22 protein-coding genes, 1 tRNA gene, 2 pseudogenes and 1 riboswitch are annotated in these 23,784 nt (G+C 44.1%); of the genes and pseudogenes, 15 read left to right on the top strand and 10 right to left on the bottom strand.

Going from position 1 to position 23,784, the window contains the following annotated elements:
* The first annotated feature begins 2 nt into the window (after window positions 1–2).
* The 5 genes and pseudogenes from AB9N12_RS10185 to AB9N12_RS10165 all read left to right on the top strand — a co-directional run bounded on the left by AB9N12_RS10185 (window position 3) and on the right by AB9N12_RS10165 (window position 3,553).
* Entirely contained in the window at window positions 3–602 is a 600-nt protein-coding gene (locus AB9N12_RS10185; RefSeq protein WP_369891862.1) for a thymidine kinase, read from the top strand.
* A gap of 18 nt (window positions 603–620) precedes the next feature.
* Window positions 621–1,761: pseudogene (locus tag AB9N12_RS10180) on the top strand (AI-2E family transporter).
* A gap of 86 nt (window positions 1,762–1,847) precedes the next feature.
* A complete protein-coding gene (locus tag AB9N12_RS10175; RefSeq protein WP_369888970.1) occupies window positions 1,848–2,999 on the top strand; it encodes an IS4 family transposase in 1,152 nt (383 codons plus the stop codon).
* Window positions 3,000–3,194: 195 nt separating this feature from the next.
* Window positions 3,195–3,267 (top strand) — tRNA-Lys (locus AB9N12_RS10170).
* 103 nt (window positions 3,268–3,370) lie between these two features.
* Entirely contained in the window at window positions 3,371–3,553 is a 183-nt protein-coding gene (locus AB9N12_RS10165) for an Arm DNA-binding domain-containing protein (RefSeq protein ID WP_369891861.1), read from the top strand.
* Here the strand turns inward: AB9N12_RS10165 and AB9N12_RS10160 are convergent.
* The 4 genes and pseudogenes from AB9N12_RS10160 to AB9N12_RS10145 form a co-directional block, all read right to left on the bottom strand.
* On the bottom strand, window positions 3,514–3,939 hold the full coding sequence (locus tag AB9N12_RS10160; RefSeq protein WP_369891858.1) for a Fur family transcriptional regulator: 426 nt from the start codon (window positions 3,937–3,939) through the stop codon (window positions 3,514–3,516). The genes AB9N12_RS10165 and AB9N12_RS10160 overlap by 40 nt on opposite strands.
* Before the next feature lie 14 nt (window positions 3,940–3,953).
* Window positions 3,954–4,364 (bottom strand): FeoB small GTPase domain-containing protein, encoded by a 411-nt coding sequence (locus AB9N12_RS10155; protein WP_369891856.1) that lies wholly within the window; start codon window positions 4,362–4,364, stop codon window positions 3,954–3,956.
* Window positions 4,365–4,424: 60 nt separating this feature from the next.
* Window positions 4,425–4,496 (bottom strand): annotated as a pseudogene (locus tag AB9N12_RS10150) (hypothetical protein); the annotation flags it as partial.
* A 41-nt stretch (window positions 4,497–4,537) separates the two neighbouring features.
* Window positions 4,538–4,828: a hypothetical protein gene (locus AB9N12_RS10145; protein WP_369891854.1), complete on the bottom strand. Its 291-nt coding sequence runs from the start codon at window positions 4,826–4,828 to the stop codon at window positions 4,538–4,540.
* A gap of 163 nt (window positions 4,829–4,991) precedes the next feature.
* Between AB9N12_RS10145 and AB9N12_RS10140 the strand changes: the two genes are divergently transcribed.
* From AB9N12_RS10140 to AB9N12_RS10125, 4 genes are all read left to right on the top strand, one after another.
* Window positions 4,992–5,207: a cation transporter gene (locus AB9N12_RS10140; protein ID WP_369891851.1), complete on the top strand. Its 216-nt coding sequence runs from the start codon at window positions 4,992–4,994 to the stop codon at window positions 5,205–5,207.
* Window positions 5,208–5,268: 61 nt separating this feature from the next.
* Entirely contained in the window at window positions 5,269–7,179 is a 1,911-nt protein-coding gene (locus AB9N12_RS10135; RefSeq protein WP_369891848.1) for a heavy metal translocating P-type ATPase, read from the top strand.
* Between the two features lie 395 nt (window positions 7,180–7,574).
* Window positions 7,575–7,832, top strand: coding sequence for a hypothetical protein (locus tag AB9N12_RS10130; RefSeq protein ID WP_369891845.1), 258 nt, complete (start codon window positions 7,575–7,577; stop codon window positions 7,830–7,832).
* Window positions 7,829–8,032, top strand: a complete 204-nt coding sequence (locus AB9N12_RS10125) for a hypothetical protein (protein WP_369891842.1) — start codon at window positions 7,829–7,831, stop codon at window positions 8,030–8,032. Before AB9N12_RS10130 ends, AB9N12_RS10125 begins: the two co-directional genes overlap by 4 nt.
* A gap of 509 nt (window positions 8,033–8,541) precedes the next feature.
* Here the strand turns inward: AB9N12_RS10125 and AB9N12_RS10120 are convergent.
* Both AB9N12_RS10120 and AB9N12_RS10115 read right to left on the bottom strand, forming a co-directional pair.
* On the bottom strand, window positions 8,542–9,060 hold the full coding sequence (locus AB9N12_RS10120) for a methylated-DNA--[protein]-cysteine S-methyltransferase (protein WP_369891839.1): 519 nt from the start codon (window positions 9,058–9,060) through the stop codon (window positions 8,542–8,544).
* 16 nt (window positions 9,061–9,076) lie between these two features.
* A complete protein-coding gene (locus AB9N12_RS10115) occupies window positions 9,077–9,547 on the bottom strand; it encodes an Lrp/AsnC family transcriptional regulator (protein WP_369891836.1) in 471 nt (156 codons plus the stop codon).
* A 177-nt stretch (window positions 9,548–9,724) separates the two neighbouring features.
* On the opposite strand from AB9N12_RS10115, the gene AB9N12_RS10110 reads away from it, so the two are divergent.
* Window positions 9,725–11,011 carry an O-acetylhomoserine aminocarboxypropyltransferase/cysteine synthase family protein gene (locus tag AB9N12_RS10110; RefSeq protein WP_369891833.1) on the top strand — a complete coding sequence of 429 codons (1,287 nt, stop codon included), beginning with the start codon at window positions 9,725–9,727 and terminating at the stop codon, window positions 11,009–11,011.
* A gap of 140 nt (window positions 11,012–11,151) precedes the next feature.
* On the opposite strand, the gene AB9N12_RS10105 is transcribed toward AB9N12_RS10110, so the two are convergent.
* Window positions 11,152–12,057, bottom strand: coding sequence for a mechanosensitive ion channel family protein (locus AB9N12_RS10105; RefSeq protein WP_369891830.1), 906 nt, complete (start codon window positions 12,055–12,057; stop codon window positions 11,152–11,154).
* A gap of 130 nt (window positions 12,058–12,187) precedes the next feature.
* A riboswitch (TPP riboswitch) is annotated at window positions 12,188–12,284 on the top strand.
* Here AB9N12_RS10105 and AB9N12_RS10100 point away from each other — a divergent pair.
* Genes AB9N12_RS10100 through AB9N12_RS10090 form a run of 3 tightly spaced genes read left to right on the top strand, consistent with a single transcriptional unit; the run spans window position 12,285 to window position 15,736 of the window.
* A complete protein-coding gene (locus AB9N12_RS10100) occupies window positions 12,285–14,534 on the top strand; it encodes a TonB-dependent receptor (protein WP_369891827.1) in 2,250 nt (749 codons plus the stop codon).
* Between the two features lie 12 nt (window positions 14,535–14,546).
* Window positions 14,547–15,113: a nicotinamide riboside transporter PnuC gene (gene pnuC / locus AB9N12_RS10095; RefSeq protein ID WP_369891826.1), complete on the top strand. Its 567-nt coding sequence runs from the start codon at window positions 14,547–14,549 to the stop codon at window positions 15,111–15,113.
* Window positions 15,110–15,736, top strand: a complete 627-nt coding sequence (locus AB9N12_RS10090; protein WP_369891823.1) for a thiamine diphosphokinase — start codon at window positions 15,110–15,112, stop codon at window positions 15,734–15,736. The genes pnuC and AB9N12_RS10090 overlap by 4 nt, the downstream gene beginning before the upstream one ends.
* 152 nt (window positions 15,737–15,888) lie before the next feature.
* On the opposite strand, the gene thrC is transcribed toward AB9N12_RS10090, so the two are convergent.
* From thrC to thrA, 3 genes are read right to left on the bottom strand one after another with little or no spacing between them, the layout of a single operon-like run.
* Window positions 15,889–17,190, bottom strand: a complete 1,302-nt coding sequence (gene thrC, locus AB9N12_RS10085) for a threonine synthase (RefSeq protein WP_369891821.1) — start codon at window positions 17,188–17,190, stop codon at window positions 15,889–15,891.
* A 12-nt stretch (window positions 17,191–17,202) separates the two neighbouring features.
* On the bottom strand, window positions 17,203–18,411 hold the full coding sequence (locus AB9N12_RS10080; RefSeq protein WP_369891819.1) for a cofactor-independent phosphoglycerate mutase: 1,209 nt from the start codon (window positions 18,409–18,411) through the stop codon (window positions 17,203–17,205).
* Between the two features lie 6 nt (window positions 18,412–18,417).
* A complete protein-coding gene (thrA, locus tag AB9N12_RS10075; RefSeq protein ID WP_369891817.1) occupies window positions 18,418–20,853 on the bottom strand; it encodes a bifunctional aspartate kinase/homoserine dehydrogenase I in 2,436 nt (811 codons plus the stop codon).
* Window positions 20,854–21,254: 401 nt separating this feature from the next.
* On the opposite strand from thrA, the gene AB9N12_RS10070 reads away from it, so the two are divergent.
* Together AB9N12_RS10070 and radA are read left to right on the top strand one after the other, a co-directional pair.
* Window positions 21,255–22,292: an asparaginase gene (locus AB9N12_RS10070; RefSeq protein ID WP_369891815.1), complete on the top strand. Its 1,038-nt coding sequence runs from the start codon at window positions 21,255–21,257 to the stop codon at window positions 22,290–22,292.
* 86 nt (window positions 22,293–22,378) lie between these two features.
* The gene (gene radA, locus AB9N12_RS10065) at window positions 22,379–23,746 is read left to right on the top strand and encodes a DNA repair protein RadA (RefSeq protein WP_369891814.1); all 1,368 of its coding nucleotides are present in this window, start codon (window positions 22,379–22,381) and stop codon (window positions 23,744–23,746) included.
* Window positions 23,747–23,784 lie beyond the last annotated feature (38 nt).

The following is a 23,784-nucleotide window of genomic DNA, read 5'->3' as shown; positions in this document are numbered from 1 at the left end:
TCATGGTATTATTTTCAGAAGACCACATACAGGAGACTAGAAGAAGAGGCCGAATAGAAGTAATCTGCGGTTCTATGTTCTCCGGAAAGACAGAGGAATTGATTCGCAGAATGAAAAGAGCGAAATTCGCGAAACAACGTGTAGAGATATTCAAACCAGCTATCGACACCCGTTATTCAGAAGAAGACGTAGTCTCTCACGACAGTCATTCTATCTCCTCCACTCCCATCGATTCGTCAGCCAGCATTTTACTGTTTACTTCTGAGATAGACGTAGTAGGTATTGATGAAGCACAGTTCTTCGACAACGGTTTGATTGATGTATGCAACCAGCTCGCCAACAATGGAATCCGCGTTATCATTGCAGGGTTAGATATGGACTTCAAAGGAAATCCGTTCGGTCCGATGCCACAATTGTGCTCCATTGCCGATGAAGTTTCCAAAGTTCATGCGATCTGTGTAAAATGTGGTCAGTTGGCTTCTTTCTCACATCGTACAGTCAAGAATGAAAAACAGGTTCTTTTAGGCGAAACAGCCGAATATGAACCTCTGTGCAGAGAATGTTATCTCCGTGCACGAGAGGAAGATGAGCAGAAAATATAAACTCTATAAAAAAAGATTATGAAAAGGAAAAAGATAACATTCGACAGTTTTATACGCGGTTCCATCGGATGTGTGTTAGTTGTAGGAATATTAATGCTGGTGGAACGCCTTAGCGGAGTGTTATTACCTTTCTTTATTGCATGGCTGATAGCTTATATGATCTATCCGTTAGTCAAATTCTTCCAGTATAAATTACGATTAAAAAGCCGCATTATCTCCATTTTTTGTTCCTTATTTCTTATTACGATTATCGGAGTCACTTTATTCTATCTGCTAGTGCCCCCGATGATTTCGGAAATAGGTAGAATGAATGACTTGCTGGTGACTTACCTCACCAATGGAGCCGGAAACAATGTGCCTAAGACTCTTTCTGAATTTATCCACGAGAACATTGATCTTCAGGCACTGAACCGTGTATTAAGTGAAGAAAATATTCTAGCGGCAATCAAGGATATGGTCCCCAAAGTATGGACTTTACTTGCAGAATCTCTCAACATTCTATTTAGTATCCTTGCCTCTTTCATTATATTATTATACGTAATCTTTATATTACTGGACTACGAAGCGATAGCTGAAGGATGGCTACATCTGTTACCCAATAAATACCGTGCGTTTACTTCCAACCTGGTTCACGACATACAGGATGGTATGAACAGAATATTTCCGTGGACAGGCTTTAGTTGCTTTCTGCGTGGGCATTCTTTTTAGCATCGGTTTCCTGATCATCGATTTCCCTATGGCTATAGCCTTGGGACTTTTCATCGGAGCATTGAATATGGTTCCCTACTTGCAACTCATCGGTTTCCTTCCCACCATTTTATTGGCAATCCTCAAAGCCGCCGACACCGGACAGAACTTCTGGATTATCATTGCATGCGCATTAGCTGTCTTTGCAATTGTACAAGTCATACAGGATACCTTCCTTGTCCCCAAAATCATGGGAAAGATTACCGGACTGAATCCTGCCATAATCCTTTTATCTCTTTCTATCTGGGGTTCATTAATGGGAATGCTCGGCATGATCATCGCCTTACCACTAACAACTTTGATGCTCTCCTACTACCAACGCTTCATTATCAACAAAGAAAAGATAAAATACGATGAAGTAGAAACTGCTGACAATCAAGAAAAAATCCATAATAAAGCAATATTGTCCTAAATAAATTGGGGGGAACAAATAAAAAGGAAGTAGAACTAAGGTAAAATGACTACCTTAGTAGCAAGCTACCAACTCATCTACTTCCTATGGCAAATATAACACTTTTCGCACAGGTAATATCACATCTCCCGAAAGAAAATATCAGGAAAATCATAAAATCTTCGGGGTCAGACAAGCATTGCAAGGGCTACAATACATGGAGTCAGTTTGTTAGCATGATTTTCAGCCAATTCTCAGGATGTGATTCAGTCAGAGATATCTCAAACGGGCTGAAATCAGCCACCGGCAACCTCAATCATTTGGGAATCAACCGTGCACCATCCAAGTCAACGGTAGCATATCAGAACGCCAACCGAGACAGTTCGGTTTTTCGCGGCATATTCTACTCGTTGTTTCAGTATTTCGGACAGCAAGCCCTATGGCAACGAAGAAAGTTCCGTTTCAAGATGCCGATAAAACTGCTCGACTCCACATTGGTGTCATTGACTCTGTCAATATATGACTGGGCACATTACACTACCACCAAGGGGGCGGTCAAGATGCACACGCTATTGGACTATGACAGTCTTTTGCCGGAGTTCGTGAATATCACCGATGGCAAAACCACCGACAACAAAGCTGCTTTTGATATTGAGTTACATCCGTATAGTATTGTAGTAGCCGACCGAGGCTACTGTGACTACTCATTGCTGAATAATTGGGACAGCAGCAACGTGTTCTTTGTAGTGCGTCATAAAGACAATATCCGGTACAAAGCCATAGAGGAGTTGCCTTTGCCTGAAAAACACGCTCAGAATGTACTTATTGACGAAATAATCGAGTTCGAACTCTCGGCGGCCAAATCCAAATATCCCAAACGTTTACGTCGCATCGCAGTATGGAACGATGAACACGGTTTTGAAATTGAGTTACTCACAAACAACTTCACATTGGCAGCATCAAGCATAGCGGCTCTGTACAAGGCTCGGTGGAACATAGAAATCTTCTTTCGCAACCTCAAGCAACTGCTACGCATCAAGAGCTTTATCGGCACATCCCGCAATGCCGTAGAGACCCAAATATGGACTGCTATGACTACAATGCTGATTCTGACATGGCTAAAGCACATCGCAAGATACAAATGGGCATTGGCTAACCTTGTGGTCACGCTCCGGCTGAACACATTTACCAAAATCGACCTCCAAAAATGGCTTGATCAACCATTTACACCACCTCCCGAAACCATCGAAAACGATTAGGGGGGATTGATTTTGAACTCTCGAGGCTATACTTAACAGTATAGTCAGTTAGCTCATGCTCAAAATTTATTTAGGACAATATTGATAATAAAGAGGAATAATTAAAACTTTTTTCTACGGAATGCTTGCAAATTAAATAAAAGTAACTACCTTTGCACCCGCAATCAGGAAATAACTGATTTGCAAATAGGGATTGATTCGCTAGCTCAGCAGGTAGAGCACAACACTTTTAATGTTGGGGTCCTGGGTTCGAGCCCCAGGCGGATCACTTAAAAATCAGGCAGTTATCTAAATAGGATAGCTGCTTTTTTCTTTATAAATACTACGTTTTGCAGCGTTTGTGTAAACCAGTGTGTAAACCGGTAAACCGAATGAGTGAAACAATTAAAGTACTATGTTACAAGTACAAAACTCTTAGTAATGGCGAGAATCCTCTGATGCTATGTGTCTGTAAAGACCGCAAAAGAAGCTACCAAAGTCTTGGCAGCTCCCGCAAATATCGTTATCATTCAGGCTATCTGTTGCATTTCGGGCAGATGCCTTTGATCATATAGTTGATGGAATGTGGAGTGAACCCGTCAGGAATATCAATCATGGGGACTTTCTCCGTTTCAATGCAGTATGTTCCCTTGCAATGCTCGCAATAAAAATGGGCATGTTGGTCAGCGATGCTGTGCTTATTGCCACTGTGACACAGCTCATATTTAAGTGAACGGCTCCCGTCCTCAATCACATGAACCACATCTTTTTCAGCGAAAAGTTCAAGCACACGGAAAATGCTTGCCTTATCCATTGAGAACTCCAGCGAAGCTTCCAAATCAGCAAGATTGACCGGATTTGAGACTTTCATCAATTCTCTCATCACAAGAATTCGATTTGCGGTAGGTTTTATACCTCTGCCATTCAAAATATTTCCTATTTCATCGTTGTTCATATCCATATTTTTCGGCAAAGTTACGGCTTTTTTTTCGCAAACCGTTTGCAATGGAGATTTTTAAGTGTCGCAATTTTTAGCCAATGGTTCAGACAGAGAGAATTAGATTTCCAACAACATCGACAAGGGAGGCACAGATCCAGGCCAATGCGGTAGAGGATAACGCTTGTGCCACCCATTTCCAGTTTGTTTCCTTTACCACCGCTGTCAATGCCGAAGGTTACGCCACTGTAATTACCGATGTGTTCATGCGCCCCCGAAAGAGCGTTGAATATTGATGTCTTGCCATAGTTGGGATTGCCTGCGAAAGCGATTGTTATCACCTTTTCCTTGTGTGAGACCAGTTGCTGCATCTCCTCAAGCGACAGATGCGCACACTCGGTTATCGGACTGTTGTCGACAATTTCACCAACCGGTTCGTCTTCTCCCACCACTTCAATAAGGTCGACATCATGACGGTGCAACGCAATCTCAGCTTCGAGTATCTCATATTCGATAGGCTCCTTGAAAGGAGCGTTACGGACGACTGTGACTGTCTTGCTCTTGATGAAGCCAAGCTCAATGATACGCTTGCGGAAACTGCCTTGTCCTGATACACGGACAATTATGCCTTTTTCACCTGTCTAAAGTTCGGATAGGTAGCCATCACCACTCCTTTTATACCCATCACGAACGGAAAAACAAAGAGGTAGTCGAGTACAATATTGGCAACGGATACAATCACGTTGACCCACATTGAGAATTTGAGCGCACCGTCAAGCCGGATGACAAACATTCCGTCAGCCACATATACCGACGCTCCGAACATAAGGCTTGCCAATGTCGGAAGAAATATGTCAACAAAAAACCTAAAAATATCCACCTTGCCAAAATCAATAGAATCGCGTTCAGTCATTTGAATTGTTTTTTTTGGGGGGGATATAAAGTTCGGCATTATGCGATGCAAACGATTTGCAATTATGGGGTGTGAACATTGCAAACAGTTTGCATAAAACTGTCTGTAACTTTGCAGCAGTAAAATTAAATCACGGAGTAAATCGTACTAAAAAATTAAGAATATGAGCAAGACATTCAAAATTGAGGTTGATTGCGCAAACTGCGCAAACCTCGTGGAAGACGCAGCTAAGAAGGTTGCAGGCGTAAAGGAACTTTCCATTTCATTCATGACACAGAAGATGAAGGTTGCCTTCGAGGATGATGCAGATCAGAACGAAGTAATGGCAGAAGTACTGAAAGCCGCCAAAAAGGTGGAACCTGATTTTGAGATTCTCTAATAAAAATATGGTGGCAGTCTGACCTTAGTTGGTTGGGCTACTTCCTCAAATCATAAGGAATATGAACAGAAAACAACGCAATATGCTCACCCGCATCATCATCGCTCTGGTGATGACCGTTGGGTTGCTTTTTATTGACATTACAGGATGTCCACGTCTCGCAGCATATCTTGTGGTATACCTGATAATAGGTTACGACATATTGAAAAAGGCGTGGCTCGGAATTATCCACGGCAGAGTGTTTGATGAGAATTTCCTTATGGCTTTGGCAACGGTTGGAGCATTCGCACTCGCCATCTATGAGAAGAGCGGCGACTATCTGGAGGCTATCGCCGTGATGCTGTTCTATCAGATTGGCGAGTTCTTCCAGAGCTATGCCGTCGGTAAAAGCCGTCGTAACATCGCAGCTCTCATGGATATACGCCCTGACTATGCCAATATAGAGCAGGACGGCAAGATTGTGAAGATAGACCCCGACGATGTGGAGGTCGGTCAGACAATCATCATTCAGCCTGGAGAGCGGGTCCCTATCGACGGAGTTGTAATTTCCGGCGAGTCATCGCTCAATACATCAGCATTGACCGGTGAGTCACTTCCGCGCGAAGTAGGTAGCGGAGATGAGATCATAAGCGGCAGCATCAATATGTCGGGAGTATTGAAAGTGCGCACTACCAAAGAGTTCGGCGATTCTACTGTATCCAAGATTTTAGAGCTGGTTGAAGATTCGGCCTCGCGCAAATCGAAATCTGAGAATTTTATTGCTAAGTTCGCACGCGTATATACTCCGGCTGTCTGCTACGGAGCGTTGGCCCTAGCCCTTTTGCCCCCGTTAATCCTGATTCTATTCAACGGTGCGCCTCTTGACTTCTCTACGTTTGAAACATGGATTTACCGTGCTCTCGTTTTCCTCGTAATCAGCTGCCCTTGCGCATTGGTGGTCAGCATACCGTTGTCATTCTTTGCCGGAATCGGCGGTGCAAGCCGCGAAGGTGTGCTGGTGAAAGGTGCGAATATTCTGGAAACGCTGTCGAAAGTAAAAACTGTGGTCTTCGACAAGACCGGAACATTGACTAAAGGAGTGTTTGAGGTCAATGCCTATCATGGAGACCACGACGAGGACATTGCCGACCGCAAAGCACAATTGCTTGAATTTGCGGCAATAGTGGAGTCGTCATCTTCACACCCGATAGCCAAATCGCTTCAACGAGCCTACGGACACGCAATTGACCGCAGCCGGATGAGCGACATGAAAGAAATCAGCGGTAAAGGCGTTACCACCGTCATCGATGGTAGAATGGTTGCCGCTGGAAATGAGAAACTGATGTCGGACTTAGGCCTTGTTCCCTGCCATTGCAAGACAGCCGGAACTATTGTCCACCTCGCAATTGACGGTAAATATGCGGGACACATCGTTCTTGGAGATATTGTGAAACCCACATCCGAACAAGCCATTTCCGATCTTCGTAGGTCGGGCGTGACAACAACCGTCATGCTGACCGGTGATACCAAACCGGTCGCAGACCAAACCGCTGCCCGGCTTGGGATAGATAAGGTTTACAGCGAACTGCTACCTGCCGATAAGGTGTCGCAACTTGAGAGCATCCTTGCTGACACAAAAGGAGATGACAAGGTTGCGTTTGTGGGTGATGGCATAAATGACGCCCCCGTGCTCTCGCGTGCTGACCTTGGCATAGCGATGGGCGCGATGGGAAGCGATGCCGCCATAGAGGCCGCTGACGTGGTGCTCATGGACGATGATCCGATGAAAATCGGCAAGGCAATCCGTATCTCACGCAAGTGCTTGGGAATAGTATGGGAGAACATCATCATGGCATTGGGCATCAAGGGAATTTGCCTTATACTTGGAGTATTCGGCATCATCAATATGTGGCTTGCTATCTTTGCCGACGTAGGCGTGATGATACTCGCTGTACTCAACGCAATAAGAGCCATGTATGTACGCAAGATATGATGATGCCGTGATTTGATACGGCATTAAAGCCGGATGAAAACATTGGGTCTTTGCCGATTGTTATTAGAATAATATAACCTTTGCATCAAACAAAAACCAAAGAGTAGCAAGTTAAATGCTGAAAGTATCCCTACACGAAATCGGTGGAGATTATTTAAAAAATTGACATCTTGAGTACCACAGTTCAATTCTTCCAACTACTATAAAAGGGGATTTCCTAATCAAAAAATCCCCTTTTTAAGGTATTGCAGCCCCAAAGATATATAACGAACTTTGTAGTGTAAAAAGAAGAACTGTATTCTGACCTATGCAAACTACGAAAGACTTTACATACAAGTCATTGCTGGAAACAGCAAGGAAAGATGGAAAAGTCTCATGGATGTAAAAATTAAAAGATGAAAACAAATAGAAACATACACACGTCCTCCTGCTTACAATGCAACCCTTGTGGAGGCGGTTGTACAATTATGGACAATCGAATTTCTTTCGTATTCGACTCAGAAAAGAAGCGTGTCAGTCATCTTCTGTTCGACCCGACACCCATTGTTTGCATGGGCAGATGCGGCAGGTCTTGTCAGGCAACATTTCGCTTGGTACAGGAGGTGAAACACCGCACCATTTCGGTAGAGCAACTAAAAACAATCAATATATGAGTATCACCAACATCATCAGTAACGGCGAAATAACGCTTGTGCAAGGAGTAAACGGACTTTTCCTCTGCGAGGAATCGTGGGTTACGCAAAGTAGGAAATCCGCTCTGCCCAAAGAGGCTTTAAACAAAGAGACAATTAGAATAAAAAAAGAACGCACCGATATTGAGCGTCCAAAAACTGATTTACCAGACTTAACATAGTAACAGATGTATGAAACATCCCATAATAACAACAGTTCATCCTATCAAGAGGCTGTCCAACAGGTCTCAGTAATTAGAAGTCAGCCAAAGCATATTCTGGCAGGGGTGAAATCGTTAAAATAGGACTTGTTAGACAGCCTCTTTGTTTTTGAACAAAAAAACATTTTGCTCTCTTTTGAAGTACTAATCCCCAATCTGTTATAACCATGCCACGCTCTCTTTTTTCGGGGCATCGTGTTGATCTTGCTCATCGACAAGCTATTGACCGCAGCTGAAGAATACGGCAAGCGCCACCATACCATCTACAGTTTGGTAGCAGGCTGTCGGTCATGGCACTCAGCCTGCTAATGCCGGGTTAGTCCAAAGAGATAGTATAGAAACAATGAATAAACAATTTTCTGTTAGAGGGCTTAGACTTAGACATGAGTACATCGATTGGTTATATGCAATATGGGCTGGTAGAATCATTGACTGTGCAATACGTACATCATCAAGCATTTTTTGTTCATTCATAACAGAGGTTTGCCATTTAATTCCAAATCCAGCAACCATTTTTTAGTAGAAAGACCACCGGCATAACCTACAAGCGTGTGTTTACTGCCGATAACACGATGACACGGAGCAAAAATAGAAATAGCATTTGCACCGTTAGCAGCAGCAACCGCACGGACAGCCTTCGGCATATCCAGCTGTTTCGCCAATTCTCCATACGATATAGTCGCCCCATACGGAATGTCCAGCAACTTATACCATACGCTTTTCTGAAAATCCGTACCAACAAAGAGCAAAGGCACCTCAAACACAGTCCGTTCGCCATTGAAATATTCATCCAACTGCTGAATTGCTTCCTGTATTACCTCAGATGTACTTTCTTCGTAACAGGCTTTCAGTCCTTTCCGCAACCTCCTGTCTATAATGTCCCTATGACTTTCAACTGCCCAGTCACAAAGACAAAGTCGATCCTCAAACGAGCCAAGCATCAAATCGCCACAAGGAGAATGATAACGCTGTATCTGAATAAATCTCATACCATTACACAAAGAATTAAATATGTATCCCATATTGATGCTTCACTTCAGCCATCACAAACGTGCTTTCCAGTGATCCCAAGCTATCAATCGTCCCCAACACATTCAGAATAAACTCCTGATAGTATTTCATATTGGGAGCATGAATCTTCAACAGATAATCATAACTTCCTGATATGTTATAACATTCGGTGACCTCAGGAATATCCTGTATAATCCGCGTAAACTCGGCTGCGATATCCCTGTTCAGTCGTCTAAGCTTCACACTACAAAATACGACAAATCCTTGATTCAGCTTTTCCGCATCCAACACGGCAATATACTTCTTTATATACCCCCCACTCTCCAACCGCTTAAGACGTTCAAAAACAGGAGTAGAAGAAAGACTCACCCGCGCCGCCAACTCTTTCGTCGTCAATCGGGAATTTTCTTGCAAAGTACGGAGTATTTGCAAATCGACTCTATCCAGTTTGTCAAAAGTATCCATAAGAAAAATATTCTTCTAAAAGGTGATTTTTAGGAATGATGTAACTATTCAGTTCTATATAACGGTACAAAAATAGTATTATTTTCTATATTTAAGTCACATCTTGTTCGATATATCTGCGCCCCATAACTTTGCAAGAAAACAAAGAATAAATACTAAACTTAAAAATATACGACTATGGCAACAAAGAATTTACATTTCGAGACTTTACAAGTTCACGTAGGACAAGAACAAGCAGATCCGGCAACAGACGCCCGTGCAGTACCTATTTACCAGACTACTTCTTATGTATTTCACAACTCCGCTCACGCAGCCGCACGTTTCGGCCTACAGGACCCGGGGAACATTTACGGTCGTCTGACCAACTCCACTCAAGGAGTTTTTGAACAACGCGTAGCTGCTCTTGAAGGAGGAGTAGCAGGACTGGCAGTTGCTTCGGGTGCTGCTGCCATCACTTATGCCTTCGAGAATATCACTCGTGCAGGCGATCATATTGTAGCAGCCAAAACGATTTATGGAGGAAGCTATAACTTACTGGCTCATACCTTACCCAGCTATGGCATCACAACAACATTCGTCGATCCAAGCGATTTATCGAACTTTGAAAAAGCCATTCAGGAAAATACGAAAGCCGTATTTATCGAGACGCTGGGAAATCCGAACTCAAATATCATTGATATAGAGGCAGTAGCTGAGATAGCTCATCGCCACAAAATTCCTTTGATTATTGACAACACATTCGGTACTCCGTATTTAATCCGTCCTATCGAACACGGGGCAGATATCGTGGTACATTCCGCAACAAAGTTCATTGGCGGACACGGTTCCTCATTAGGAGGAGTCATTGTAGATTCAGGCAAATTCGACTGGGTGGCTTCCGGCAAATTTCCACAACTGACCGAACCCGATCCAAGCTATCACGGAGTACGTTTTGTTGATGCTGCCGGTCCGGCTGCCTATGCCATCCGCATCCGAGCTATTTTGCTGCGCGACACAGGTGCCACCATCAGTCCATTCAATGCTTTTATCCTGTTACAAGGATTGGAAACTCTTTCCTTACGCGTAGAACGTCATGTAGAAAATGCATTGAAAGTCGTGAATTTCTTAAACAATCACCCGAAAGTGAAGAAAGTGAACCATCCATCATTATCCGATCATCCCGATCATGCGCTGTATCAGCGTTATTTCCCGAACGGTGCCGGTTCGATTTTCACTTTCGAAGTCAAAGGCGGACAAGAAGAAGCACATCGCTTCATCGACAGTCTGGAGATATTCTCTCTGCTAGCTAATGTTGCCGATGTGAAATCATTGGTAATCCACCCGGCAAGTACCACTCATTCACAGCTCAATGCACAGGAACTGGACGAACAGGAGATTTATCCGGGCACTGTACGCTTATCGATTGGAACGGAACATATTGATGACCTGATTGCGGATTTGGATCAGGCACTTGCCAAAATCTAACATGCAGTCATGGAAAAGATTTAATACACCGCAACAAAAACTGATTCATTTCATTCACACCGGACAAGTTTTCAAAAAACGAGGGAGCCTCACTTAACATGAAACTCCCTCGTTCTTTAGAATTATCAGAGATATAACAATCAATTTCCCTGATGAACAGTAAGCTGTGGGAAAGGGAAGTTGATACCTTTTTCATTGAAGGTTTCGTAAATCGCTTTATTTATATCGAAATAAACATCCCAGTAATCTCCGCTATTTACCCACACACGTGCCACCACATTCACACTGCTGGCATCCAGCGCATGAAGAGCTACAAATGGAGCAGGCTCATTCAGGATACGTTTATCAGCGACAAGAATATCATAAACAATTTCCTGTACCTTTTCATAATCTTCTCCATACTCAATGCCGACAACCCATTCTACACGACGGGTAACCTGCGCATTGTAGTTTGTCACCACCCCACTACTCATAGCACCATTCGGCACATAAATCACTTTATTATCCGCAGTAGACAGAATCGTGTGAAAAATCTGAATTTCTTTTACTGTTCCGGACACTCCCTGGCTTTCAATCCAATCACCTACTTTGTAAGGTTTGAACAATAGAATAACCAATCCACCGGCAAAGTTCTGCAGATTACCGGACAAAGCCATACCGACAGCCACACCGGCAGAAGCCAATAAAGCCGCAAACGAAGTGGTTTCAACTCCCAGAGCACCGACAACAGAAATGATTAAAAGAATGGTCAGCAAAATGTTCACCAGACTTTTGACGAAAGTTTTGATACTTACATCCACTTTTCGTTTATCCATCAGGCGTCTTATGAACTTATTGATCAGAGAGATCAGGAAACGTCCGACTACAAAAACAAGAACTGCAACCAGAATACGTTCTCCGGCACGGATTCCGAAATCCACGAGTTGTTGAGTAATCAGCGAAAGTTTGTCCAACCCGTCAGCGTTAGCAATCGCTTCTTTCATTAAATTATCTGCGGCCACTTGCACAGAATCCGCAGCTTGTGTTGCTTGAAGTAAGAGTAGCATAATTAAATTATATATTAAATGAATAAACAGATGTATTGCCATTTCAACAATCTACAAAGTTAGATTGTTTTTAGTAAATATAAAAGTTTTTTTTTGCTTTCCTCCTTTAAAAGCCGTATTTTTGCAGCCGATTCACTGGTAGGGGTGCCTTAACATGACGGGCTGAGAACATACCCATAGAATCTGATCCGGGTAATGCCGGCGTAGAGAACTAATTAGTAAGCAAAATGAAAAGAATTGTATGGATGGCCGTCGCCTTATCAGGCGCAGGCATCACTGTCCATGCACAAACGAGTGCAAAGGATAGTATGAGAGTAGTGAACCTGCAAGAGGTGCAGGTAGTATCCACACGTGCCACAGCCAAAACTCCCGTGGCATTCACCAATATAGACAAAACAGCACTCAAAAAGGTAAACTTCGGACAGGATATTCCCTATCTGCTGAGTATGACTCCTTCCACACTGACCACATCGGATGCAGGAGCCGGTATCGGCTATACGACACTTCGCGTACGTGGCACCGATGGCACACGAATCAATATCACTGTAAACGGCATACCGATGAACGATGCCGAAAGCCATAACCTGTTCTGGGTCAATATGCCCGACTTTTCTTCTTCCGTAAAAGATATGCAGGTGCAGCGCGGAGCAGGTACATCAACAAATGGAGCAGGTGCTTTCGGAGCTAGCGTCAATATGCAAACCGAAGGTGCATCTATGAAACCATACGCCGAATTCAATGCTTCATACGGTTCGTTCAACACGCACAAGGAAACAGTAAAAGTGGGAACCGGCTTACTCAATAACCACTGGACGTTTGACGCCCGCCTTTCCCATATCGGTACGGACGGATACATAGACCGTGCTTCGGTGAACTTGAACTCTTACTACCTGCAAGGAGGTTATTTTGCAGGAAACACCTCTATGAAACTGATTGCATTTGCCGGAAAAGAAAAGACATATCATGCTTGGGGATATGCAACCAAAGAAGAAATGGAAAAATTTGGCAGACGCTACAATCCTTGCGGGGAAATGTACACCGACGCCAACGGCAACAAACATTATTACGATGATCAAACGGATAATTACCTGCAAAAGAATTATCAGCTTCTCTTCAACCACACTTTCTCAACGGCCTGGAATCTAAACGTTGCCTTACATTATACTAAAGGTGATGGTTATTACGAAGAGTACAAAGGCGGCAGATACCTGATCGAATATGGCTTAAAGCCATTTACAATAGATGGCACCGAAATAGCTAAAATTGACCTGGTCCGTCAAAAGAAGATGGATAACAAATTTGGCGGTGGTATTTTTTCTCTCAATTTCACCACCGACAGGCTAAATGCATCTCTGGGCGGCGGATTAAATCAATACCGGGGCAATAACTTCGGAAGAGTCCCCTGGGTGAAAAACTACGTAGGCACTCTATCGCCCGACCATGAATACTATCGCAACAAATCCAAGAAGACCGATGGAAATATTTATCTGAAAGCAAATTACGATCTCACTAAAGGACTAAGTGCTTATGCCGATCTCCAGTATCGCCACATCAACTATACCATCAACGGAAACAATGATAAATATGACTGGAGCAAGAATGCACTGCGTCCACTGGCAGTAGACAAAAAATTCGATTTCTTTAATCCGAAAGTAGGATTAAACTGGAACATTACTTCCAGCCATCGTGTCTATGCGTCTTTCTCAGTAGCTCAAAAAGAGCCGACGAGAAACAATTATACGGATGGTGATCCAGACTCGTATCCCCAAGCAGAAAAGCTGCTCGACTATGAAGCGGGATATACCTTCGCCAACCAATGGTTGACAGCAGGTGCAAACTTCTACTACATGGACTATACCGACCAACTGGTGCTGACCGGAGCTTTAAACGATATCGGTGAGGCACTGACCGAAAATGTGCCTAACAGTTATCGCATGGGAATCGAAATCATGCTGGGAATCAAACCGTGCAAATGGTTTCAATGGGACATCAACGCTACATGGAGCAAAAACCGTATCCAAAATTTCGTAGAGAACCTGCCGGGTTACCACTATCATAACGATGATAGCCAGACTTCTCTCCCGACTATTCAGATAAAGCATAAAGAGACTCACATTGCTTTCTCACCGGACTTCCTATTTAACAATCGTTTCTCATTCAAATTTAAGGGATTCGAAACCGCCCTGCAATCACAGTTCGTAAGCAAACAGTATATGACAAACGCAGAAGTTGAAGAACTGACTCTTGATAAATATTTTGTCAGTAACCTCAATCTGGCATACAGCTTCCGTCCCCAAAAAGTACTGAAAGAAGTCACGGTAGGATTCACTGTGTACAATCTGTTTAATGAAAAATATGAAAACAACGGCTGGGCATCGAGCGACTACACCGATACACTGGAGAATCGGGGGAACTATGCCGGATATGCTGCGCAAGCTGGAACAAACGTTATAGGACATGTCTCTTTCCGCTTTTAATCACACCCAATTATGGAATTGAAATTTCTGGAAATATTCGGTACGATTATCGGACTGGTCTACCTCTGGTTAGAATACCGGGCAAGTATCTACCTTTGGATAACAGGTATTGTGATGCCTGCCATCTACATCTTCGTATATTACAAAGCCGGATTATATGCTGACTTTGGCATCAATATCTACTACCTGGCAGCTGCCATCTACGGCTGGTTCTTCTGGATGTGGGGAGGGGGAAAGCCTAAAGCCCTTCCTATCATACACACTCCGGGGAAATGTTACTTACCTCTTTTTCTGGCATTCGTCGTTTCTTTCCTCGGCATTGCATGGATACTGATAGAATATACGGATAGCAATGTTCCCTGGCTGGACAGCTTTACCACTGCATTAAGTATTGTCGGCATATGGATGCTGGCACGCAAATACATCGAACAATGGTTTGCCTGGATTCTGGTGGACATTGTCTGCTGTGGACTTTATATCTATAAAGACCTTTATTTTACTTCTGCTTTGTACGGACTTTACTCCATTATAGCTATCTTTGGCTACTTTAAATGGAAAAAATTAATGAGTATACAATGAAAAACGAACACTATACTCCCGAAGCCGTGATACTGGCCAATGGCGAATATCCCAACCACCCTCTTCCCCTGCAAATGCTGGAAAATGCAGAATTTGTAGTCTGTTGTGACGGGGCAGCCAACGAATATATCCTGCGTGGGCATACTCCCAATGTAATTATCGGTGACGGAGATTCTCTTTCACCTGAATATAAAGACCTTTTCTCCCCTATTGTACATCAGATAGCGGACCAAGAAACGAACGACCAAACCAAAGCCGTCCATTTCCTGCAAAAGAAAGGATTCCGAAAAATTGCCATCATCGGAGCCACCGGTAAACGGGAAGATCATACATTAGGAAACATCAGTCTGCTTATCGACTACATGAAAGATGGTATCGAGATACGTACCATTACCGACTATGGCACATTTATTCCCGCCAAAGACACGCAGATTTTCGCCTCTCATCCGGGACAGCAAGTTTCTATTTTCAATTTCGGAGCTAAAGGATTACAAGGAGAGGGACTGGTTTATCCTCTTAGTGATTTTACGAATTGGTGGCAAGGAACGCTCAATGAAGCAACAGCTAATGAGTTTACAGTTCATTGTACGGGAGAATATTTAGTATTCCTAGCTTCTATATAAAAGATATGGCAATGTCAGGTTTATATTCCCTATTGTCACGACTGTGCCACCGTATTGGCACAACTGTGCCACTGCGATGGCACAACTGTGCCACTGCGATGGCACAACCGTGCCAATGCGGTGGCACAAATTCATTCATCAGAAGAAGAGGATTAAAGCTCCAACAAGAACTTCTTGAAGTCCGCAAAATCTTTTGTCATTTGCCAACTTTTCTTCTCGCCTTTCATAAATTCCTGCAATTTGGCAGGGATTTCTACCGCTTCTCCGATAATGTTTTCCACTGTTTCGAGGAACTTGGCAGGATGAGCCGTTTCAAGGAATATCCCTGTTTCTCCCTCTTTCAAGCCTTCTACCAACGCACGATACCCACAAGCGCCATGAGGATCAAGGAGATAATGATGTTTTTCCCAAGTTTCTTTCACCGTTTCGCGGATTTGCTCATCGGTATAAGTCGCTCCTGAAATCTCAGCAGAGATAGCAGCATGTGAACCGTTGTACAAATCAAGCACACGAGCAAAGTTACTGGGATTTCCCACGTCCATGGCATTAGCAATCGTTGCGATAGACGGACGGGGATTGTACTTACCTGTCTGCAGATATTGATAGAAAATATCATTGCGGTTATTGGCAGCAATGAAACGCTTCACGGGTAAACCCATCTTCTTACCAAACAATCCGGCGGTGATATTTCCGAAATTTCCACTAGGCACACAGATCACAGCATTATCAGCTTTTCCGACACGTTTCAACTGTGCATAAGCATAGAAATAATAGAAAGCCTGCGGCAGGAAACGGGCTACGTTGATAGAGTTGGCAGAGGTCAATGAAAGGTGTTCATTCAATTCTTTATCCATGAAAGCAGCTTTTACCAATGCCTGGCAATCATCAAACGTTCCGTCCACCTCGAGCGCAGTGATATTCTGTCCGAGCGTAGTGAATTGCTTCTCCTGTATTTCACTCACTTTCCCTTTCGGATAAAGCACATACACATGAATACCTTCCACACCCAAGAAGCCGTTGGCAACAGCACTGCCCGTATCACCGGAAGTAGCTACCAATACATTGACACTCTTCTGTCCATCTTTCTTAATGAAGTATCCCAAAAGACGCGCCATGAAACGACCGCCTACATCTTTAAATGCTAACGTCGGCCCGTGAAAAAGTTCAAGCGAGTAGATGTTATCTGCCACCTTAACCAAAGGGACGTCGAAGCTTAAGGTATCATATACAATCTGTTTCAGCGTATCGGCAGGGATATCCTCACCAAAAAAAGTATCGGCTACACGATAAGCTATTTCCTGAAAAGACAAACGATCAATCGTATCGTAAAATTCCTGTGGAAGAGGTCTGATAAACATAGGCATAAACAGCCCCTTGTCGGCAGCGAGCCCTTTTACTACCGCTTCCTGCAGTGAGGCAACAGGTGTTTGTTTATTTGTACTATAATATTTCATAATCTGTGGTACTTATTTCATGAATTCTTTTATAAACTCGTCTTCTTTCAGAAGTCCGTAACTACCGTTGCAAGCAGCCACTTCATCATACGTCTGCACTTCGTCCGGCTCGATACCCGGATACCAGATAAGAAACGGAACGGGATCGGATGTATGCGTGCGAAGCTCACAGGGAGTAGGATGATCGGGCAATACGGCGATGGCTACCGGTTCCTCCCAATCTTTCACCGCTTCGTAGATAGGACCTACAACACGTTTATCAAGATTCTCGATAGTGAGAAGTTTCAAGTCGATATCTCCCTCGTGTCCGGCCTCATCACTGGCTTCGATATGCAGATAGACAAAATCATCCGTCTTCAACGCTTCCAAGGCAGCGGCCACTTTATTTTCGTAGTTTGTATTATAAAGTCCGGTGGCTCCCTCCACTGCGATGCGACGTAAGCCAGCATAGTAGCCGATTCCGTTTATCAGATCGACAGCCGAAATGACTGCCCCTTTCTTTACCTGCGGGAAAGTCTCGGAGAAAGCAGGCATCTGTGGACGATAACCGGGACTCCAAGGCCAAATACTGTTCGCAGGATCTTTACCTTCTGCCATACGTTTCAGGTTCAACGGATGATTTTTCAGCAGTTCCTGTGATTTCAGAATCAGGTCGTTAATCAGATCTGCCGTCCCTTGCGCTTCCGGAACCAATGGTTTCACCATCAATGGACGGAAAGGGGTTAAAGGTACATCATGCGGAGGTGTACATTCCAGTTCTTTATTTCCTTCCTTGATAACCAATAGATGACGGTATTGAACCCCTGTGTGGAACCGTACGCGGTCATTGCCTAGCTGCTCTTGCAGGTATTGAATCAATATGTCCGCTTCTTCCGTAGATATATGCCCGGAGGAGTGATTCTTCAGTACTTCTCCTTCCACACAAATCAGGTTACAACGCATTGCCATCTCATCCGGTTTCAGTTCCACACCGATACTGGCAGCTTCCAGTGGTCCGCGACCTTCGTATACTTTGGGCAGATCATATCCCAACACGGACATATTGGCAACCTCACTACCCGGATGGAAACCCTCCGCCACAGTAATCAGTCGCCCGTTACGCCCCATGCGAGCCAACTTATCCATAGATGGCGTCTTTGCATATTGCAGGAGCGTCTTGTCCCCTAACGACTTCACCGGCCAATCGGCCATTCCATCTCCCAATATGATGATATGCTTCATAAGGCTCTAAACATTTGCGATGCTCATGATATCGGCAAATACTCCGGCAGCCGTAACTCCGGCACCGGCACCGTATCCTTGAATCATCATCGGGTATTCCTTATAGCGTTCCGTAGTAAGCAGGATAATGTTGTTGCTACCTTCCAGTCCGTAGAACGGATGGTTGGCACCTACTTCCTGTAAGCCCACAGAGGCTTTTCCGTTCTCCAGTTTGGCAACGAAACGCCAGTGTTTATTCTCTTTCTCCAAGACTTGTCGGCGGGCTTCAAAGTCTGCGTCGAGACTTGGAACACGTTTCCAGAAATCTTCCAGAGAACCTTCGAAGAAGTCATTCGGAACAAAGAGGTTCTTTTCAACATCTTCCTGTTCCAGACGGTATCCGGCTTCACGTGCCAGAATCACCAATTTGCGGATTACATCTTTTCCGCTCAAGTCGATACGCGGATCCGGTTCGGAGTAACGTTCTTCCTGTGCCATTCTGACAGTACGGCTGAAAGGAATATCGGCACTGATCTTATTAAAAATATAGTTCAGCGTACCGGAAAGCACCGCTTCAATCTTCAGAATCTTGTCACCGCTATGAATCAGGTCATTAATTGTATTGATGATCGGAAGACCTGCACCTACGTTTGTTTCGAACAGATACTTCACACCCCGTTGGCGGGCAATCGTTTTCAGTTCACGGTAGTTTTCATAAGCGGAAGAAGCCGCAATCTTATTGGCAGCTACCACAGAGATATTGTGCTGTAGGAAATCCTTGTAAAGCGATGCTATGTCAGCACTGGCCGTACAATCTACAAATACGGAATTAAAGATATTCATTCCGATAATCTCATCACGAATGGTTTGCAGGTTGCTGTCCTTACCCTTTTCCAGCAGTTCCTCGCGGAAGTTGGCAAGGTCGAAACCTTCACGGCTGAACATTGCCTTGGAGGCATCAATGATACCTACCACATGGAGTTTCAGTCCGTTTTCCATCATCAGCTTCTGTTGCTGGCAACGAATTTGTTCTACCAGACTACCGCCTACCGTACCGACACCACAGATAAAGAGGTTCAATACCTGATATTCGGAGAGGAAGAAAGAGTCGTGGATTACGTTCAATGATTTACGCAAGGATTTGAAATCGACAACAAAAGAGATATTCGTTTCCGAAGCTCCTTGTGCGCAAGCAATTACATTGATACCATTACGTCCCAGTGTACCGAAAAGTTTACCCGCGATGCCCGGCGTATGTTTCATATTCTCGCCTACGATAGCAACTGTAGCCAAATTGCTTTCCGCAAGAATTGGAGAAATCTCGCCCATCTCTATCTCTTTCGCAAATTCTTCGTTCAGCACTTCACAAGCCAGGTCGGCATCGGCATTACGCACACCGATAGAAGTACTGTTTTCCGAGGAAGCCTGCGACACAAGGAATACGCTGATTCCGTTCTTTGCCAATGCTTTAAAGATACGGTAGTTTACCCCGATCACACCTACCATTCCGAGCCCCTGAACTGTAATCAGACTTGTATCGTTAATGGAGGAAATGCCCTTGATGGCCTTACTCTGCGGGTTGGAAACTTCTTGTTTGATAACCGTTCCCACTCCGTCGGGGTTGAATGTATTCTTTATTAAAATAGGAATATTCTTGTGACATACGGGATAGATAGTCGGCGGATAAACCACCTTTGCACCGAAATTACAAAGTTCGGTCGCTTCTACGTAACTCAATTCCGTAATGGTATAAGCAGTCGAAATAACACGCGGATCAGCTGTCATAAATCCGTCTACATCTGTCCAGATTTCCAAGCTTGCCGCATCCAGCGCTGCAGCAATAATGGCAGCTGTATAGTCCGATCCACCACGTCCGAGGTTCGTCACATCTCCCGTTGTTTTATCCGAAGAGATGAATCCCGGCACCAGTGCCACTTTAGGAATAGACCGGAAAACCTCTTTCACCAGTTTATTAGTCAATTCCGTATCCAGCGTGTGCTTGCTATGTTTTCTTTCCGTCTTGATGAAAGTGCGCGAATCGAACCATTTTGCTCCCTCAATCAGTTCGGTGACGATGAGCGATGAAAGGCGTTCACCATAGCTGACGATTGTATCCGAAGTCTTCGGGGAAAGGTCTTTAATCAGGTAAATTCCCTGAAAGATGTCCTTCAATTCATTCAGCAACTCGCCAACCTGACGTTGCAACGAAACCTGCTTCTCTCCGGCAGGAATCACCTCCTTAATCATCTCCACATGACGACCGACGATTTCGCGGAACTCGCCCTCATAGGCCGAATCTCCTACTGCCGCCATCTTTGATGTATTTATCAATTTGTCAGTGATGCCTCCCAATGCGGAAACAACTACGATTACCGGCTCATTCGCCGACTCTACAATTCTCTTTACGCTTAAAATGCTGTTCACGGAACCTACGGATGTTCCGCCGAATTTCATTACTTTCATGAAGATACTTATTTAAATACAATGTCCTGCAGTTTGCTTCTTACAGAACGATTGGTTGTTTACGAATAATATTGAATTTGAATTTTGCCTGCTTATACAGGCGTGAATCACGTAGATACACAAAAACTATCCCTCAACCCCTAAGGGTCATGGTACACATGGATGTGACTGTATGCGGATAGTACTTCATCATAGTTCTTGTTTCTACTCTTGTTTTTGATAAGTGTCGCAAAAGTAATAATAAAAACATTCAATCTATCACTTTTTTCGGTTTTTTTCTGATAAAAAGTATCTTACGCTTTCTCTTTATTCGGTCATTCACCTTCACTTTTATGACATATTGTTACTTATTTATCAAATCTATTCTTATATTTGCGAAAACAATCGCACAAAATCAGCTTATGAGCCCATTAAATACTTCCGTATTGTTAATATACACCGGTGGAACAATTGGTATGATTGAGAATGCCGTGACAGGTGCTCTGGAGAACTTTAACTTCGAGCAACTGCAAAAGTATATCCCCGAACTGCAAAAATTCAATTTCCCGATTGACACCTATCAGTTTGATCCTCCGATGGATTCGTCGGACATGGAACCGGATATGTGGCGAAAGCTGGTACGCATTATTCATGACAACTACAATCATTACCGTGGCTTCGTCATCCTACACGGAACGGACACGATGGCTTATACCGCTTCCGCACTCAGTTTTATGCTGGAAGGACTGGATAAACCTGTTATCCTCACAGGCTCACAGCTTCCCATCGGCGTACTCCGTACCGACGGAAAGGAGAATCTGATGACTAGTATCGAGATTGCTATCGCACAAAACAAGGAAGGAAGGGCATTGGTGCCGGAAGTATGCATCTTCTTTGAAAATCATCTGATGCGAGGAAACCGTACGACAAAGATGAATGCGGAAAATTTCAATGCGTTCCGTTCCTTCAATTATCCGGTATTGGCGGAAGCGGGAATCCATATCAAATATAATAATGTGCAGATTCACGAAAATGGGGAAAAGCGGGAATTGAAACCACACTATTTGCTGGATACCCATGTAGTGGTACTGAAGCTCTTTCCGGGCATCCAAGAAAATGTAATTGCTACCATTCTGGGGATTGAAGGATTAAAGGCGGTTGTACTCGAAACATACGGCTCGGGGAATGCTCCCCGAAAAGAATGGTTTATACGCCGGCTCTGTCAGGCCAGCGAGCGTGGAATTGTGATTGTCAACGTAACACAATGCAGTGCGGGAATGGTAGAAATGGAACGTTATGAAACGGGATACCAGTTGTTGCAGGCAGGAGTTGTCTCCGGATATGACAGTACCACGGAATCGGCAGTCGCCAAATTAATGTTCTTACTGGGGCATGGATATACTCCGGATGAGGTGCGCAACTGGATGAACCGTTCGATAGCAGGAGAGATAACCCTGTAGGCTTCATCTATTTATATTAGGCAAAGATAACTCCTTTCTAATAAATTATGCCTATTTTTGCACCCTACAAGAAGAAAGAAATTTCAATGGCAAAAGAGAAAACCGTATATGTATGCAGTAATTGCGGACAAGATTTACCCAAATGGGTGGGTAAATGTCCGTCGTGTGGAGAATGGAATACGTATGTTGAAGAAATCGTACGGAAAGAACCTACCAACCGCCGTCCGATATCAGGCATTGAAACGCAGAAGCCCAAGCCACTGGCACTTAGCGATATAGAAACGGATGACGAACCACGCATCAATATGCACGATGATGAGCTGAATCGTGTATTGGGAGGCGGACTCGTACAGGGCTCTCTGGTCCTGATAGGCGGTGAACCGGGAATCGGTAAATCGACGCTCGTCATGCAGACCGTACTGCACATGCCGGAAAAGAAAATTCTTTATGTATCCGGTGAAGAGAGTGCACGACAGTTGAAACTTCGTGCCGACCGTCTCTCTAGCACTTCCAGCGATTGCCTAATCGTTTGCGAGACTTCACTCGAACAGATTTATGTGCATATCAAGAATACGAATCCCGATTTAGTGATTATCGACTCTATACAGACTATTTCCACCGAGAGTATCGAATCGTCTCCCGGAAGTATAGCACAAGTCAGAGAGTGTTCGGCGTCTATTCTTCGTTTTGCGAAAGAAACGCATACGCCTGTATTGCTGATCGGACATATTAATAAGGAAGGAAGTATTGCAGGGCCTAAAGTGCTGGAACATATCGTAGATACTGTCCTCCAATTTGAAGGTGACCAACATTATATGTATCGTATTCTACGCAGTATCAAGAATCGTTTCGGTAGTACGGCAGAATTAGGTATTTATGAAATGCGTCAGGATGGGTTGCGTCAAGTGAGTAATCCTTCCGAACTTTTGCTAAGTCAGGATCATGAAGGGATGAGCGGGGTAGCCATTGCTTCCGCCATTGAAGGGATTCGCCCGTTCTTGATTGAGACACAGGCTTTAGTCAGTTCTGCTGTCTATGGCAATCCGCAACGTTCGGCAACCGGTTTCGATTTGAGAAGAATGAATATGCTGCTGGCTGTTCTCGAAAAGCGTGTGGGATTTAAGTTGGCACAGAAAGATGTGTTCCTGAATATTGCCGGAGGATTGAAAGTGAATGATCCGGCCATCGACTTGCCGGTTATCAGTGCAATCCTTTCTTCCAATATGGATGCAGCCATTGAACCGGAAGTTTGCATGGCGGGAGAAATCGGCCTGTCGGGAGAAATACGCCCCGTGAATCGAATCGAACAGCGTATCGGTGAAGCTGAAAAGTTAGGTTTTAAACGGTTCCTGTTGCCCAAATATAACTTGCAAGGGATTGACACTAAGAAACTGAAGATAGAGTTAGTACCGGTGAGAAAGGTGGAAGAGGCGTTCAGGGCTTTATTCGGATAGGACACTGATAAATAGTCACTGATGAGTAAATGATCTGC

It is taken from the genome of Bacteroides sp. AN502(2024), from assembly GCF_041227145.1.
In the GTDB taxonomy this organism is placed as follows: Bacteria; Bacteroidota; Bacteroidia; order Bacteroidales; family Bacteroidaceae; genus Bacteroides.
Note: the sequence above shows the minus strand (reverse complement) of the source record. Positions and strands in the feature narration are given on the sequence as shown.